At 65.7% G+C, this 16,335-nt stretch carries 12 protein-coding genes; 2 read left to right on the top strand and 10 right to left on the bottom strand.

What is annotated here, in order from left to right:
- Positions 1–129 precede the first annotated feature (129 nt).
- Positions 130–1,089 carry a hypothetical protein gene (locus M1E01_RS05945; RefSeq protein WP_457974156.1) on the top strand — a complete coding sequence of 320 codons (960 nt, stop codon included), beginning with the start codon at positions 130–132 and terminating at the stop codon, positions 1,087–1,089.
- Positions 1,090–1,110: 21 nt separating this feature from the next.
- Here the strand turns inward: M1E01_RS05945 and M1E01_RS05940 are convergent, their stop codons facing one another.
- Positions 1,111–1,671: a DUF2306 domain-containing protein gene (locus M1E01_RS05940; RefSeq protein ID WP_457974155.1), complete on the bottom strand. Its 561-nt coding sequence runs from the start codon at positions 1,669–1,671 to the stop codon at positions 1,111–1,113.
- A 100-nt stretch (positions 1,672–1,771) separates the two neighbouring features.
- Here M1E01_RS05940 and M1E01_RS05935 point away from each other — a divergent pair, with 100 nt between their 5' ends.
- Positions 1,772–2,395, top strand: coding sequence for a MerR family transcriptional regulator (locus M1E01_RS05935; protein ID WP_457974154.1), 624 nt, complete (start codon positions 1,772–1,774; stop codon positions 2,393–2,395).
- 150 nt (positions 2,396–2,545) lie between these two features.
- Here M1E01_RS05935 and M1E01_RS05930 read toward each other — a convergent pair whose 3' ends face one another.
- The 9 genes from M1E01_RS05930 to M1E01_RS05890 all read right to left on the bottom strand — a co-directional run bounded on the left by M1E01_RS05930 (position 2,546) and on the right by M1E01_RS05890 (position 16,181).
- Positions 2,546–3,631, bottom strand: coding sequence for an inositol-3-phosphate synthase (locus tag M1E01_RS05930; protein WP_457973553.1), 1,086 nt, complete (start codon positions 3,629–3,631; stop codon positions 2,546–2,548).
- 165 nt (positions 3,632–3,796) lie between these two features.
- Entirely contained in the window at positions 3,797–4,837 is a 1,041-nt protein-coding gene (gene mgrA / locus M1E01_RS05925; RefSeq protein ID WP_457974153.1) for an L-glyceraldehyde 3-phosphate reductase, read from the bottom strand.
- Between the two features lie 92 nt (positions 4,838–4,929).
- Positions 4,930–6,732 carry a malto-oligosyltrehalose trehalohydrolase gene (gene treZ, locus M1E01_RS05920; RefSeq protein ID WP_457974152.1) on the bottom strand — a complete coding sequence of 601 codons (1,803 nt, stop codon included), beginning with the start codon at positions 6,730–6,732 and terminating at the stop codon, positions 4,930–4,932.
- A complete protein-coding gene (gene treY / locus M1E01_RS05915; RefSeq protein ID WP_457974151.1) occupies positions 6,729–9,056 on the bottom strand; it encodes a malto-oligosyltrehalose synthase in 2,328 nt (775 codons plus the stop codon). The genes treZ and treY overlap by 4 nt, the downstream gene beginning before the upstream one ends.
- Entirely contained in the window at positions 9,053–11,551 is a 2,499-nt protein-coding gene (glgX, locus tag M1E01_RS05910) for a glycogen debranching protein GlgX (RefSeq protein WP_457974150.1), read from the bottom strand. The genes treY and glgX overlap by 4 nt, the downstream gene beginning before the upstream one ends.
- Positions 11,552–11,619: 68 nt before the next feature.
- Positions 11,620–13,191, bottom strand: coding sequence for an NAD(P)H-hydrate epimerase (locus M1E01_RS05905; protein WP_457974149.1), 1,572 nt, complete (start codon positions 13,189–13,191; stop codon positions 11,620–11,622).
- Positions 13,192–13,205: 14 nt separating this feature from the next.
- On the bottom strand, positions 13,206–13,553 hold the full coding sequence (locus tag M1E01_RS05900; RefSeq protein WP_457974148.1) for a holo-ACP synthase: 348 nt from the start codon (positions 13,551–13,553) through the stop codon (positions 13,206–13,208).
- Between the two features lie 4 nt (positions 13,554–13,557).
- A complete protein-coding gene (glmS, locus tag M1E01_RS05895) occupies positions 13,558–15,450 on the bottom strand; it encodes a glutamine--fructose-6-phosphate transaminase (isomerizing) (protein WP_457974147.1) in 1,893 nt (630 codons plus the stop codon).
- 77 nt (positions 15,451–15,527) lie between these two features.
- On the bottom strand, positions 15,528–16,181 hold the full coding sequence (locus M1E01_RS05890; protein WP_457974146.1) for a S26 family signal peptidase: 654 nt from the start codon (positions 16,179–16,181) through the stop codon (positions 15,528–15,530).
- Between the last annotated feature and the right edge of the window lie 154 nt (positions 16,182–16,335).

Genomic DNA, 16,335 nt, shown 5'->3' with positions numbered 1-16,335 from the left:
CATCTCGCCGCCAATCCCCCCACGCTCTCTCACATCTCGCCGCCCTTCCCCCAGACCCTCTGTCTGGGGCCAGCGCCAACCTGTGGATAACTCCTGCAGCGCGACAGCAGTTCGAGTAACAATGCCAGCATGCAAATGCGCAACGGTTTGCCGGACCACCTGGCAACGGCTCCATTCACGCTTGAATCCGCAAGGGCTTCCGGCGTGGCCATGAGCCGGCTGCGGCGAAAGGACATCATCCACGTTGGTCGCGGTCTCTACCGTCCATCGAACTGGAACTTTGAACTGGAAGCCGCAGCTCGGGCGCTCTCTGCTGCATCCCCCGGGTCCTGGATTTCCCACGTGACTGCAGCACGGCTTCGCTGCCAGCTACTGCCACCGTGGTTGGAAGACTCGATGGAGCTGCACTTGAGCAAGCCACGAGCTCTGCCCTCGGTGCGCCGCAAGGGTGTCCTCGGCCACACAGTGCTGGCCGCTGAGAATGAGGTTGAATTCATCGACGGCATTTGGCTCAGCACCCGGTCGCGCACATGGCTGGATCTTTCGCGACGCCTATCCGTCAGGGACTTGGTGTGCATGGGCGATCAGTTGATTCGCATCCCGCGGGTCGACTTCGAGGGCCGCACAGACCCTTTCGACACGTTGGAGGGGTTGCGTGCTCTGGTGGGGCGCCACCCGAACCTCCAAGGTGTGGTGCACGCCCGGGAAGCGCTGAACGTGATGCGGATCGGATCCGATTCCGCGCCCGAATCGCTGCTCCGCCTGGCCATTGCCGACGCCGGTCTCCCGGAACCGGACCTTCAAGTGGCACTGAGAGTTGGCGACTCCTCGTCGCCCACAGCGGATCTCGGCTACCGTCTCAGGCGCCTCGCCATCCAGTACGACGGCGAACATCACCTTAAGGATGCCCAGGCTTTCAGCGACAGGCGCCGTGACAAGGCGTTCGAAGCGGCGGGCTGGACGGTCATAATATCCAACAAGGACGATCTTGCTAACGGGTTCCGACGAACTATAGGAACCATCAAACGAGCATTTCGCACGGCGTGGATGGACCATCCCCTCGCCTCCGGTTTTGCCGACGCAGGGTGAGAGACCGCTGGGAGCCGAAAGCTACGAAACTGTCCGGGCGGCTGATTTTGTCCCTTCTGCCGGTTTGGCTCCTCGTCGCGCTGCCGCTCGCGGCCCCCGGTCCCGGTTCCTCAGCGGCTTGGAGCGTTTCCCCTCGCCGCGCATGAGTGACACGAAAATGACGAACATGCTGAGGACCACCAGCCCCGCAACGTGGAAGGCGGTGGGAGCGTCCTCTGCGAGGAGCCGTGGAATCGCGCGGCCGGGCACCGAGACGGCGAATATGAATGCCACAGTGATACCAATGTAGCTGCCTACCATGTTCCCGAAATGGGACTTGATGTTGCCGCGGATGGCGCTGACGAGCCCGAGCGTGACGGTGACGATCGTGAAGGCGGAAAGGCCGTGCAGCCAGCTGAAGTGCCCATCGCTGACGATCCAGAAGCTGCTGAGACACACGTAGTACATTGCCGCGACCCAGAGGTAGCCCATCGTGCGGTGAATGCTGTCGCGACGGCGGCGGAGGATCTGGAGCGGGCCGACTGCGAGGACAAAAAGCGCTGCGATGACGTGACTGGCAAGCAGTACATTCCAAGGCTCCATGCCTCTAGGATAGGAGCACTATCCAACCAAGTACATCAAGATAGTTCGCGCGTCTGCTGCTATCCAAGCGGGACGCCGTCTGCCTCGGAAGGAGTGGGCTGTGCAGCTGAAGGAGCTGAGCGAACGCACCGGAGTCTCCCCTGCAAGCACCAAGTTTTACCTGCGGGAGGGGCTGTTGCCGGCAGGCCAGGCCGTGCATGCAACGCGGGCGGAGTACACGCCCCAGCATGTCACCCGGCTCGAGCTGATCCAGGCTCTGCGACGCGTGGTCGGGTTGAACATAACGCAGATCCGCGGTCTCCTAAAGCTGGCGGACGACGGCGTGCCCCGCCTTGAGCTGTTAGCTGCAGTGCAGCGCACGGTACTGCAGCTAACTGAGGAGGGGAAGGACGACGGCGGCCTGCGCACCCAAGGGAGCGACGCCGTTGTTCGCTTTCGTAACTGCCCGGACGTGCCGAGCGACGCGAGGAGGGCCCTCGATGCCCACTTGGACCGCATGGAAAGCCTGGGCGTGCAGGTTTCCGACGAGGTCCTAGATGCTTACAGCCAGGCGCTGGACGGCATAGCGCACTTTGACATTACCGCCACCACAGCGCCAGACGATGTCAATCAGCTGATCCTGACTGCCGCAGTCGGGATGCACCTGCACAGGCAGCTGGTCCTCAGGCTGCTGGCCCTTGCGCAGGCCAGCCACGCCACTCGCAGATATCAGCAGGATGCGTAACGAGCAACGCTCCCCCACCAAATGGTGAGGGAGCGTTGAAGTAAAACCGGCAAAAATTGCAGGAGCGTCCGGTAAAACCCTGCGAAAAGTGAGAGAGGGTCGGGTTGGAACCTGCAGGAAGTGAGAGAGCGTCGGTGGTGAGTGGGGCGGTCAGCGTTCGAGGTCGCCGCGGATGAAGGCTTCGACCTTCTCGCGGGCGAGGTCATCGTTGAACTGCTCCGGCGGGGACTTCATGAAATAGCTCGAGGCCGAGAGCAGCGGGCCACCGATGCCGCGGTCCAGGCCGATCTTCGCCGCACGGATCGCGTCGATGATCACCCCGGCCGAGTTCGGCGAGTCCCAGACCTCCAGCTTGTACTCCAGCGACACCGGCGCGTCACCGAAGTTCCGGCCCTCCAGGCGCACGAAGGCCCACTTGCGGTCATCGAGCCACTGCACATAATCCGACGGGCCGATGTGGACATCCTTCGCCGCCAGCTCCGCCTCGACATTGGAGGTCACCGCCTGGGTCTTGGAAATCTTCTTGGACTCCAGCCGGTCACGCTCGAGCATGTTCTTAAAGTCCATGTTCCCGCCCACGTTCAGCTGGTACGTGCGGTCCAGCGTCACCCCGCGGTCCTCAAACAGCTTCGCCATCACCCGGTGCGTGATCGTGGCACCGATCTGGCTCTTGATGTCATCACCCACGATCGGCACACCGGCCGCAGTGAACTTATCGGCCCACTCCTTCGTACCCGCAATGAACACCGGCAGCGCATTCACGAACGCCACACCGGCATCCAGAGCGCACTGGGCATAAAACTCCGCCGCCTCCTGGGACCCGACCGGCAGGTAGCACACCATCACATCCGCCCGGGCATCCTTCAAAGCCTGCACCACATCCACCGGATCCTTGCCGGACTGCTCGATCGTCTCCAGGTAATACCGGCCCAGCCCGTCCAGGGTAGGCCCGCGCTGCACCATCACCCCCGTGGGCGGCACATCGGTGAGCTTGATGGTGTTGTTTTCGCTGGCCAGGATCGCATCGGCCAGGTCAACGCCGACCTTCTTGCCGTCCACATCGAACGCGGCAACAAACTGCACATCATTGACGTGGTACTTGCCAAACTCCACATGCATCAGACCCGGAATCGTGGCCTGAGGGTCGGCATCACGGTAATAATGGACACCCTGGACCAGCGAAGCGGCGCAGTTACCCACACCGACGATAGCGACACGAATCGGATTTGAAGACACGGAACTCCTTTGAGAACAAACTTCAAGTGCCCTGCGCGCCTGTACCTGATAGAGACAGCGTCTGACGGACACCGCGCCACGCGGCGCGTTTATCAGTCTAACCAAACCCCGTCGGAGCCGGCACTGTTCCTGCCGGCTCCGACGACTTCATTACTTCCTCCCGAATCAGACCTTCTGCGCCCACAGGTTGATGTCGGATTCGACGGCGAACTCGTCGATGGCGTTGAGCTCCTCCGGGCTGAATTCGAGGTTGTTGATGGCCGAGAGGCTGTCCTCGAGCTGGGCCGCACTGGACGCACCGATGAGGGCTGAGGTCACGGCCGAGCCCGTGGGCTGGTCGCGCAGAACCCAGGCGATGGCCATCTGCGCCAGGGACTGACCGCGCGCGACGGCGATGCGGTGCAGCCCGCGGACACGGTCCAGCTTGTCCTGAGTGATGGCCGATTCAGAAAGGAACCGGGCCTTGGCCGCCCGGGAATCGACGGGGATGCCGTGGAGGTAGCGGTCGGTGAGCATGCCCTGGGCAAGCGGGGAGAAAGCAATGGAGCCAGCCCCCACCTGGTCCAGTGCCTCGTACAGGCTGGGGCTGCCGCTCTCGGTCCACCGGTTCAGCATGGAGTAGCTGGGCTGGTGGATGAGCAGCGGCGTGCCGAGTTCCTTGAGGATCCGGGCCGCCTCCAGGGTCTGCTCCGGTGTGTAGGAGGAAATGCCGGCGTAGAGGGCCTTGCCGGAACGGACGGCGTGGTCCAGCGCGCCCATAGTCTCCTCCAGTGGCGTCTCGGGGTCCGGCCGGTGGCTGTAGAAGATGTCGACGTAGTCCAGCCCCATCCGCTGCAGTGACTGGTCAAGGCTGGACAGCAGGTATTTGCGGGAGCCCCATTCCCCGTACGGCCCGGGCCACATGTAGTAGCCGGCCTTGGTGGAGATGACCAATTCGTCGCGGTAGGGCTTGAAGTCTTCCTTCAGGTGGCGGCCGAAGTTGGTTTCGGCCGATCCGTCAGGCGGGCCGTAGTTGTTGGCCAGGTCGAAGTGGTTGACGCCGAGGTCGAAGGCACGGCGCAGGATGGCTCGCTGCTCGTCAAAGCGCTTGTCGTCGCCGAAGTTGTGCCAGAGCCCGAGCGAAATGGCGGGCAGTTTGAGTCCGCTGCGTCCGACGCGGCGGTATGGCATGGTCTTGTAGCGGTTCTCCGCAGCCAGATAAGTCATACCGCCATCCTTCCAGCCGGACGGAGTCCGCGGGCGTGGCGTCCATCATCTGGTCAGGATGATGGACGCCACTGGCTGCCGGCGTGACACCGTCAGTCGCGGATAACGGCCGCGCTCAGCCCGGGCAGCTCCACCTTGCCTGCGTCGATCTGCACGGCACCGTTGGTTGCCAGGAGCAATTCAGCACCCGCCCGGTCCAGGGTTACGGGCTGCTCGGCGAAGTTCAACAGGACCTGCACCCCGCCGCGGCGGAAGCGCAGCCAGCGGGCGTCGTCGTCGAACTCTGCCTCGGTGGCCTCGAATCCCGGCGCGGTGAGGTCCGGAGTGGAACGGCGCAGGCGGATGAGCGCGCGGTACAGCTCCAGCAGCCGCGCGTGGTCCCCTTCGGAGGCCTCCGCCCAGTCCAGTTTCGAGCGCGTGAACGTTTCCGGATCCTGCGGATCGGGCACGACGGCGGGGTCCCACCCCATGCGTTCGAACTCCTTGATCCGGCCTTCCGCAGTGGCCTTGCCAAGCTCGGGTTCCGGGTGGGAGGTGAAGAACTGCCAGGGCGTGGTGGCGCCATATTCCTCACCCATGAACAGCATGGGCGTGAAGGGTCCGGTCAGGGTCAGCACGGCAGCCAGCGCCAGGCTGCCGTAGGGCAGTGTCTGGGACAGCCGGTCCCCGGTGGCCCTGTTCCCGATCTGGTCGTGGTTCTGCGAGCAGACCACCAGCGCCGCCGGATGAACGGCGTCGAAGTTGATCGGCCGGCCATGGTGCCTCTCCCGAAAGCTGGAGTAGCTGCCGTCGTGGAAGAACCCGTCCTGGAGCACCTTGGCAAGAGCGCCGAGCGAATCGAAATCGCTGTAGTACCCGGTGGTTTCCCCGCTCACGTTGACATGCACGGCGTGGTGGAAGTCGTCGCTCCACTGCCCGGCCAGGCCGTAGCCGTTGACTTCCCGCGGGTAGAGGAGGCGGGGGTTGTTGAGGTCCGACTCGGCGATCAGGGTCAGTGGCCGTCCCACCTCTTCGGAGATCTGGTCGGCCAGGGTCCCGAAGTCCTCCAGGATGTGGACGGCGCGCTCGTCCTTGAGGGCGTGGACGGCGTCCAGGCGGAGGCCGTCCACCCGGAAGTCGCGCAGCCACATGGCCACGTTGTCCAGGATGTACCGGCGCACGTGGTCCGAGCCGGGCCCGTCCAGGTTGACCGAATCCCCCCAGGTGTTCCCCTCGCCCTGCTTGAGATACGGACCGAACCGGGGAAGGTAGTTTCCGCTGGGACCGAGGTGGTTGTAGACCACGTCCTGGATGACGCCGATTCCTGCGGCGTGGGCAGCGTCCACAAACCGCTGGTACGCGGCCGGCCCGCCGTAACCCTCGTGGACGGCGAACCACTGCACGCCGTCGTAGCCCCAGTTGTGGGTGCCGTTGAAGGCGTTCACGGGAAGCAGCTCGATGTAGTCGACGCCCAGGCCGGCCAGGTAGTCCAGCTTCCCAGCCGCAGCGTCGAGCGTACCTTCGGGTGTGAAGGTCCCCAGGTGGAGCTCGTAGATCACGGCCCCCTGGAGTTCCCGGCCCTGCCACCCGGTGTCCCGCCATTCATGGGCACCGGGATCGAAGGTGCGTGAGAGGGCGTGCACGCCCTCCGGCTGGCGGCGCGTGCGCGGGTCAGGCAGCGGTGTATCGTCCCCGTCGAGGAGGTAGCCGTAGTCCACCTCTCCCCCTGCGGGAGCACCGGCGGCGGTCCACCAGCCGTCGTCCTCCGGTTCGGTGCCAGGCCGGCGCGCCATCGGGTAGCGTTCCCCGCCGGCCAGCAGCGTCACGGAACCTGCCTCCGGCGCCCAGATGTCGAAGCGCTCCGCGCCCTGCACGGGCTTGGCCGCTTCGCGGGGGTACGTCGCGTGGTGCGTCATGACTTTCCTCCTGTTTCAGGGACCAGCAGCGCAACCGGGTAGGTCCGGAAGATCCCGGCGATCTCCACGGGCCCCGGTCCGAAGCTGGCACCGGTCAGTTCGTCCTTCATGGCGGTATCGAGATCGACGGCGCTGTCCCGCCAGCCGCCCGCCTGCTCCAGACCGTACGGCAGCCGTGTTGCAAGGGTGACGGCGCCAGGCGCTCCGGCGGTGCCGCGGTGGAATCCCAGCAGGTGACCGGCGGCGGGACCGCTCGCCTCCACGGGCCGGTATCCGGTGAACAGCTCCGGCCGGTCGCGGCGCAGCCGGAGCGCGCGGGAGGTCACGAGCAGCTTTGTCCGCTGGTCCGTGAACGATGAGGGAAGTTCCCCGGCGTCCAGCTGTTCCAGCGCCTGCTGCCGCTCCGGGAAGCTGAACGGGCGGCGGTTGTCCGGGTCGGTCAGGGAGCGGTCCCAGAACTCCGTGCCCTGGTAGACGTCAGGCACTCCGGGCATGGTCAGCTGGACAAGCTTCGCCGAGAGGGAGTTCACCGCGCCGTAGGGTGCCAGGAGTTCCACGAGGGACTCAAGTTCCGCCCTGACCTCCTTGTTGTCAAACGCGGCGTCGACGGCTGCGGCCAACTTCTCTTCGAAGGCGGAATCGGGGTCCGTCCACGTGGTTGAGCTGCTGGCTTCGCGGGCAGCCTTAAGTGCGTAGGACTGCAGCCTCTCCCGGTCCGCAGGCCAGGCACCTGCAATGGCCTGCCAAAGGAGTACGGACAGCGGACCGTCCGGCAGCGGGGCCAGCGCGTTCAGCCGGTCCAGTGACTTTTCCCAGGCCTCAGGGACTTCGGTGATGACCGATATCCGGGCCCGGGTGTCCTCGCTCCGCTTGGTGTCGTGTGTGCTGAGGGTGGTCATGGACAGCGGCAGCTCGGCCTGGCGGCGGGCCATCCGGTTGTGGAACTCTTCCGGCGCGACCGAGAACTCGGTGGGGTCCGCGCCCACCTCGGTCAGGGTGCCGAGTCTGGTGTAGCGGAAGAACGCGGTGTCCTCCACGCCCTTGGCCATCACCATGCCCGAGGTCTGCTGGAACCTGCGGGAGAGCGGCAGGTCAGTGTCCTGCAGCAGCGGGTGGAGCACGGAGATGGTCTGGTCCAGCTCCGGCCGCCAACGTGCGGCAAGCTCGCAGGCTTCCTTGAGGACCTCCGCGCCTTCCGGCAGGTAGGTGCGGTACACGGGGAAGGCGGCGATGATCTCCGAGATGGCATCCGCGGCGGTTTCCGTGGCGAGCCCGGCGTCCTCCGGTACCAGCCGCGCCAGCCGCAGAATCTCGGAGTGGAGGATGCCGTCGGTGATCCGGCGCTTGGTGCCCCGGATCATCTCCTGGTAGTCCGCCGGAGCTCCGCCGCGCAGCCGGGCGTCGAGCCGGTCGAGGGCGCCCTGTCCCTGCGGGTCAACGAAGATCCGGTCGACGTCGGCAAGCGCGTCGTAGCCGGTGGTTCCTTCGCATTCGAAGCTGGCGGGCAGCTGCTCCCCCGGCTCGAGGATCTTCTCGATCAGCAGGTAGGCGCCGCCCGCGGCTTCCCGGAGCCGCTTGAGGTAGCCCCCGGGATCGGCGAGGCCGTCCGGGTGGTCGATTCGCAGTCCGTCCGCCAGTCCTTCGCGGAACCAGCGCACCACTTCCTCATGCGCCTCATCAAAAACCGACGGCAGTTCGACGCGGACCCCGGCGAGCGTGTTCACGGCGAAGAAGCGGCGGTAGTTCAGATCGTAGTCGGCGCGGCGCCAGCCGATCAGCTCGTAGTGCTGCCTGTCATGGACGTCCCGGGGTGAGTCGCCTTCGGTGTAGCTGCCCTCGGCCAGCGGGAACCGGTGGTCGTAATAACGCAGCTCTCCGTCCTTAACCTCGAGCTGGTCGAGGTCGTCGTCGCTGCCGAGGACCGGAATCCGGATGCGCCCACCGCCGAAGTCCCAGTCGACGTCGAAAGCCTCGGCGTAGCGGGATTCACGGCCCTCCTTGAGCAGCGACCACCACCAAGGGTTCTGCACCGGTGTGGCCACCCCGACGTGGTTGGGCACGATGTCGATCAGGACACCCATCCCGGCAGCGCGGGCAGCCCTGGACACAGCCGCGAGCCCTTCGGGGCCGCCACGCTCCGGGTCCACCACCGAGGGGTCGGTGACGTCATAACCGTGGTCCGAGCCGCTTTCGGCCTTGAGTACGGGTGACAGGTAGATCCAGTCAACGCCGAGTGATTTCAGGTACGGCACGGTGTCGGCGGCATCAAACAGCGTGAATCCCTGCCTGATCTGCAGCCGGTACGTGGAGACTGGCGTTCTCATGCGCCCTCCCCCTCCGGCTTGCCCGCCTTCGGGTTGCCGGCTTGCTTCCGCGCAGGCTTCGCCGCCGGCTGTGCCGGCCGTTCGGCTGGCCGTTCGGCTGGCTGTTCGGCTGCCTGTGCTGCCGGCTGTTCGGCTGGCTGTTCGGCTGGCTGTTCGGCCGCCTGTGCTGCCGGCTGTTCGGCTGCCTGTTCGACCGTCTGTTCAGCCTGCTTTTCTTCGGCCTGGCGTTCGGAGTGCTCCTCCGGAGCCTGCGCGGACTGTGCCCCCGGTTTCTTCGTCTTGGCCGGTTCCGGGATGGCGGGCGCGGTGAGCGCAGCGGTCTCGGCGGTGGCTGTCTGCGTCAGTGCTGCCAGTGAAGCCGCCACGGAGTGGTCGGGTTCCTCCTCCGGGGCGCTGTGGGCACGGAGCACCACGAGCGACTTCGCCGCGACGGACAGCATGCCTCCGGCGTGCACGGGCTTCGAGTCAGCACCTTCCCCGGCGGTGTCAATGATGATGTCCCAGGCCGGGGCGTACTCGTCCGGCGGAAGCGTGAACTCGACGTCACCGTCGTGGGCGTTGAAGTACAGCAGGAAGTTGACGTCCTGGATGCGCCGCCCGCGGCCGTCCTTGCCCTGGATGCCGTCTCCGTTGAGGAAGACGCCCACAGAACGGCCGAAACCGCTGTCCCAGTCCTCCGGCTGCATGACGGAACCGGCGGGGTCGAGCCATACGATGTCCGGCAGCCGCTCGCCTTCGCCCCGGCGGACGGGCCTGCCATCGAAGAACCTACTGCGCCGGAACGTGGGGTGCTTGGCCCGCAGGGAGTTGACCGCGGCGGTGAACTCAATCAGCGGCTGGTCCACGTTGTCCCAGTTGATCCAGGTCAGCTCGGAGTCCTGGCAATAGCCGTTGTTGTTTCCCTGCTGGGTCCGGCCGAGCTCGTCGCCGTGCAGCAGCATGGGCACGCCTTGGGAAAGCAGGAGCGAGCCGATGAAGTTCCGCTGCTGGCGGGCGCGCAGTGCCAGGACCTTGGCGTCGTCGGTGGGGCCTTCGGCCCCGCAGTTCCAGGACCGGTTGTGGGATTCGCCGTCGTTGTTGCCTTCGCCGTTGGCCTCATTGTGCTTCTCGTTGTAGGACACCAGGTCGGCCAGGGTAAAGCCGTCGTGGGCCGTGACGAAGTTGATGGAGGCCACGGGCCGGCGGCCGGAGTGCTCGTAGAGGTCTGCCGAGCCGGTGATGCGTGAGGCGAATTCACCGAGGGTTGCCGGCTCACCGCGCCAGAAATCACGGACGGTGTCGCGGTACTTGCCGTTCCATTCCGTCCACTGCGGCGGGAAGTTCCCCACCTGGTAACCGCCGGGGCCGACGTCCCAGGGCTCCGCGATCAGCTTCACCTGCGAGACGACCGGGTCCTGCTGGATGAGTTCGAAGAAGGTGGAGAGCTTGTCGACGTCGTAGAACTCACGGGCCAGTGTGGAGGCTAGATCGAAACGGAAACCGTCAACGTGCATTTCCGTCACCCAGTACCGCAGGGAGTCCATGAGGAGCTGCAGGGAGTGCGGCTGGCGGACGTTCAGGGAGTTGCCGGTGCCGGTGTAGTCCATGTAGTGCTGGAGGTCCCCCTCCATGAGCCGGTAGTAGGCCTGGTTGTCGATGCCCTTGAAGGACAGCGTGGGGCCCAGGTGGTTGCCCTCGGCCGTGTGGTTGTACACGACGTCGAGGATGACTTCGATGCCGGCCTGGTGGAGGGCCCGGACCATGGCCTTGAAGTCCTGCACCTGCTGGCCGGTGTCCCCCGTGGAGCTGTAGCTGTTGTGCGGGGCGAAGAACCCGATGGTGTTGTAGCCCCAGTAGTTGGACAGTCCCTTGTCCTGCAAAATGCCGTCATTGACGAACTGGTGCACGGGAAGGAGTTCAATGGCGGTGACGCCCAGCTTCTGCAGGTGCGAGATGACGGCCGGGTGTGCCACGCCGGCGTAGGTGCCGCGCTGCTCCTCCGGAATTTCCGGGTGGAGCTGCGTCAGGCCCTTCACGTGGGCCTCGTAGATGACCGACTGGTGGTACGGGATCCGGAGGTTCTGGTCCCCGGCCCAGTCGAAGAACGGGTTGATGACCACGCCCATCATCATGTGCGGCGCGGAGTCGGCGTCGTTCCGCGAGCTGGGGTCTCCCATGTTGTAAGAGAACAGGGCAGGGTCCCAGTCGATCTGGCCGTGCACTGCCTTGGCATACGGGTCCAGGAGGAGCTTGTTGGGGTTGAAGCGGTTACCGGAGGCCGGGTCGTAGGGCCCGTGCACGCGGTAGCCGTATTTTTGTCCGGGCTGCACGTGCGGCAGGTAACAGTGCCAGACGTATCCGTCCACTTCTGCGACATCAACCCTGGTTTCGGTGCCGTCGTCGTCGAAGAGGCACAGCTCAACTTTCTCTGCCCGTTCGCTGAACAACGCGAAGTTGGTTCCGGTTCCGTCGAAGGTGGCGCCAAGGGGATACGCCGATCCGGGCCAGATTTCCATTCGTGCTCCTATGCTTGTCCAACAGTGTTTCCAGCAGGTATGAAGTCCCACCCACGGGGAACTTGGTTTTACCGTAGCGGGCGGGACTGACTATTTCGGTCTCCCGCTCGCTGTTTGCTAAGCATGCTGACTTTACCCCAAATTTGGGGAAGCGCGTCGGCGATTCGCCCCGCCGTCAGCGGTGCGCCCTCTGCTGCGGCCGCTCCGGCACGGGCATGCAGGCTCGCGGCCATGGCTGCAATGGCCGCCCAGCGCTCGTCCGGATCGATGCCCGCGGCACGGAAACGCCCGACGTCGGACCCCACCTGCGCGAGGAGCGCGCCGATGACGCCGGCCAGCACGTCGCCGCTTCCGGCTGTGGCCAGCCAGGGGGTCCCGTCGGACTGGCTGTAGAAGTCCTGGTACGGGGAGGCCACCAGGGTTGTGGCCCCTTTGAGCAGGACGGTCGCCTCCGTCAGGCCCGCGGCCTGACGGGCCGCTGCGAGTGTTGAGGCCTCCACAGCCCCGCGTTCCAGTCCTGCTCCGAGGCGCTTGAGCAGGGTGGCGAGCTCGCCGGCGTGCGGGGTCAGCACCACCTGGGGCGCCAGGACGTCCGGCAGCACCGGGAGGGCGCCTGCGTCAGCCACGGTGGGCAGCCCTGATTCGGCTGCATCCCGTACGCGCTGCATCTGCTCGCGGTCCGCGCCGTCCATTCCGGATCCCACGAGCCACGCCTGCACGTGGGTTTCGGCCACGGTGCCGTTGCTGCAGACGACTTCCGGGCAACTCTGCCGGATCAAGTCGGCGACGCCGGGCGGGCCGACGTAGCGCACCATGCCCGCACCGGCGGCAAGGGCTCCCCGGCAGGCGAGCACGGCAGCCCCGGGGTAAGCGGACGATCCTGCAATGATGCCCAGGACGCCGCGGGAGTACTTGTGTGAGCGGCGTTCAGGGGCAGGCAGCAGCGCAGCGAGGTCATCCGTTTCGAAGCGGCGCAGCGCGGGCCAGGGAAGGTGGTCCTCGATCCCGATCGGAACCACCCGGACGGCGCCTGAATAGTCGGCCCCGGGGTCCGTCAGGAGCCCCGCTTTGGCGCCGCCGAAGGTGACAGTGAGGTCGGCCGGTAACACCGGCCCTTCAGCTTCCCCAGTGTCAGCGTTCACACCGCTCGGAACGTCGCAAGCTACCACCAGTCCGCGCGGCCGGCGGGAAAGCACGGACACGAGTTCCGCGGCGGGTCCGCGGAGCCCTCCCCGGGCGCCGGTCCCCAGCAGGGCATCAATAACGACGTCGGCCCGGGCGGCTAGCGCCGTCAGCTCAACCGCGTTGGCACCGGTCAGGTAGAGGACCCGGCCGCCGGCCCGCTCAAAGGCGGCCAGGCCTTCCGGATGGGCGCTGTCCGAGGCGAGTAACGCCGTCGTACGCATTCCCCGTCCGGCAAGGCGGGCGGCGGCGAACAGGCCGTCCCCGCCGTTGTTGCCCTTGCCGGTGAGCACCACAACGCTGCTGCCGTACAGCCGCCGGCCGCGGGAACGCAGCTCCGTGGCCACGGCGTTGGCCAAGCCGTAGGCAGCCCGCTGCATGAGAACAGCGCCCATACCTGAGTCCAGCAGGGGCTTTTCAGCCTCCCTGATCTGGGTTCCGGTATAGGCGCTGATCATGGGTCAGTCCGGGGTCAGCCCTCGGCCAGGACCGTTGCGGTGGCGATGCCGCCATCGTGGCTCATAGACAGGTGCCAGCGTTTGACGCCCTTGGCCTCGGCCACGGCCAGCACGGTGCCCTTGACCTGGATGGTGGGGCCGTTCTGGTCGAGCCCGATCCAGCAGTCCTGCCAGTTCATGCCCGCCGGCGCGCCGAGCACCTTGGCCACCGCTTCCTTGGCCGCAAACCGCGCCGCCAGGGAGCGCGTGTGCAGCTCCCGCTCGGCCGGTACGAACAGCCGGTCGCGCAGCCCGGGCGTGCGCTCGAGCTGGCGGCCGAAGCGGTCAATGTCCACGACGTCAACGCCGATGCCAATAATCATGGGCTTACTCTACGGTGACGCTCTTGGCCAGGTTGCGCGGCTGGTCCACGTCATAACCCTTTGCGCCGGCCAGCTCAGCGGCAAAAATCTGCAGCGGAACGGTGGTGAGCAGCGGCATCAGCAGGGTCGGGGTCTCCGGGACGTAGAACACGTGCTCAGCGTAATCCTTGACCGACTCGTCGCCTTCCTCGGCGACCACCAGGGTGCGGGCACCACGGGCACGGACTTCCTGGATGTTGCTGACAACCTTGGAGTGCAGCGAGTCCCGGCCGCGCGGGGACGGCACTACCACGAAGACCGGCTGGCCGTCATCGATCAGGGCGATCGGGCCGTGCTTGAGCTCGCCCGCAGCGAAGCCCTCAGCATGGATGTAGGCGATTTCCTTCAGCTTCAAAGCACCCTCAAGGGCAACGGGGAAGCCAACGTGGCGGCCCAGGAACAGCACGGACTTCTCGTCCTTCATGCTCCGCGCGAGCTCACGCAGGGGCCCCGCGTTGTCCAGGATCTTCTGGATCTTGGCCGGGATCTTGCCCAGGTCCGCCAGTACGTCCTTGATCTGCCCGGAGAAGATGTTCCCGCGCAGCTGGGCCAGGTACAGGCCCAACAGGTACGCGGCGGTGATCTGCGCCAGGAACGCCTTCGTGGAGGCGACGGCGATCTCAGGACCGGCGTGCGTGTACAGCACGGCGTCGGACTCACGCGGAATGGTCGAGCCGTTGGTATTGCAGATGGAGATCGTTTTGGCGCCCTGCTCACGCGCGTAGCGCACGGCCATCAGCGTGTCCATCGTTTCACCGGACTGGCTGATCGAGACCACCAAGGTGTTCGAATCCACGATCGGGTCCCGGTAACGGAACTCGTGCGCGAGCTCGACCTCGGTGGGGATCCGGCACCAATTCTCGATCGCGTACTTCGCCACCAGGCCCGCGTAGGCTGCAGTGCCGCACGCAAGCACAATGATCTTGTCCACCTGCTTGAGCAGCTGCGGATCAATACGGACCTCATCCAGCGTGAGCTTGCCGTTCAGGTCCGAACGCCCAAGGAGGGTCTGTGCCACGGCATCAGGCTGGTCGTGGATTTCCTTCTCCATGAAGGAGCTGAAGCCACCCTTCTCGGCCGAGGCAGGGTCCCAGTCCACGTGGTATTCCTTACCCGAGGCCGGGGCACCGTAAAAGTCGGTGATCTCCACCGCGTCCGCGGTGATCGTCACGATCTGGTCCTGGCCAAGCTCCACCGCGCGGCGGGTGTAGTCAATGAACCCGGACACGTCCGAGCCCAGGAAGTTCTCGCCCTCCCCCAGGCCGACCACCAGCGGGGAGTTCCGGCGCGCAGCGACCACCACGTCCGGCTGGTCAGCATGCACCGCAAGGAGCGTGAACGCACCCTCAAGACGCTGGCAGGCCAGCTCCATCGCCCGGGTCAGGCCGCCGTTGGAGACGTCACCGCCGAGCTTGTTCCGGAAAATGTCACCCAGTAGCGCCGCGGCTACCTCGGTGTCCGTCTCCGACGCGAAGACAACACCCTTGGACAAAAGCTCCTGCTTCAGCTCCGCGAAGTTTTCAATGATGCCGTTGTGGATCACCGCAAGCTTCCCGCCATCAGACAGATGCGGGTGCGCGTTCTGATCCGTCGGGCCGCCGTGCGTAGCCCACCGCGTGTGCCCGATCCCGGTCAGCGATTCCGGCAGCGGCCGCGCCTCCAGCTCGGCGAGCAGATTGCTCAGCTTCCCGGACTTCTTCCGTGAGGAAATCTCCCCGTCAGCCACCACCGCCACACCCGCGGAGTCATACCCCCGGTACTCCAGACGGCGCAGCCCCTCAAGAACAACGTCCAACGCACCATGGCCGGCGTTAGCCCGGCCAGACGAACTGCCTACATAACCCACGATTCCACACATGGGTATAAGCCTAACCGGCTTTGGGAAGAACCGACGTCGGACCACCTCTGTTACGGGGGTCTTGCCGGCTGCCCCTTTCACCGCCCAATGCTGGCGTATGCAGCCCGTCGGCGCCGGCTGGCAAGGAGAGCCGCGAGCGCAGCCTGAGCTGCGAGACCGGCTGCGGCAAGCCCAAGCCAGAGCTTCCGGTCGGCGGTGGACACAGCGTCGGTAAGGTAGCCGACGACCGGAACCGCGTACAGCAGCTTCCCCCTGACCTGGCGGGCACGGACAGGCACGCCATCGTTATTCACCCCCCGGGTGATCAGCACCTGCTCACCGTCGAGACGTGCCCCCACGCCAGTGATCCGGCGCACCCCCACCTCGGGGCGACCAGGTGTGAGCTGGAAGGCCACGGTGTCGCCGTTCCTGAGCTGGCTGAACGCCGCTGGCTGCACCACGAGGAAGCTGCCGGCGGGATGCGTCGACGTCATGGCACTGGCCGGCAGCGTATAGGTCTGCCAGCCGAGGGCTTGAGGCATGACAACAAGGACTATCGCGGTGAGAACCAGGAGCAGAAGCACCAGAAGGCTGGTGGCACGGCCGGCACCGGTGAAGCGGAACCGCCCACGTTTTTCGACAACTGCGGTGGAACGGACACTGCCGCGCCTTCCGCCGAAGTCCCGGGCTGTCCGCTTCGTTTCCTCCGTGCCTCCGGCCCCGCTTCCCTTAGTTACTGACTTGTCCCCCATGAATGATCCTTCCGACCCGGCGGCAGATCCGCATTCTGCTCAGAACCCTTGCGTGCCAAGCTCAGGATTAGGTGGCGGAAAGGATCAAGATTCGGCCAAGAAACGGGAGTGAGTGCCTGTCCAGGTGGTGCGCCTCCGGACCCGCCCCCGCTGC

The organism is Arthrobacter sp. D1-17 (assembly GCF_054130535.1).
The sequence above is the reverse complement of the archived record's forward strand: the minus strand, read 5'-3'. Positions and strand labels throughout refer to the sequence as shown.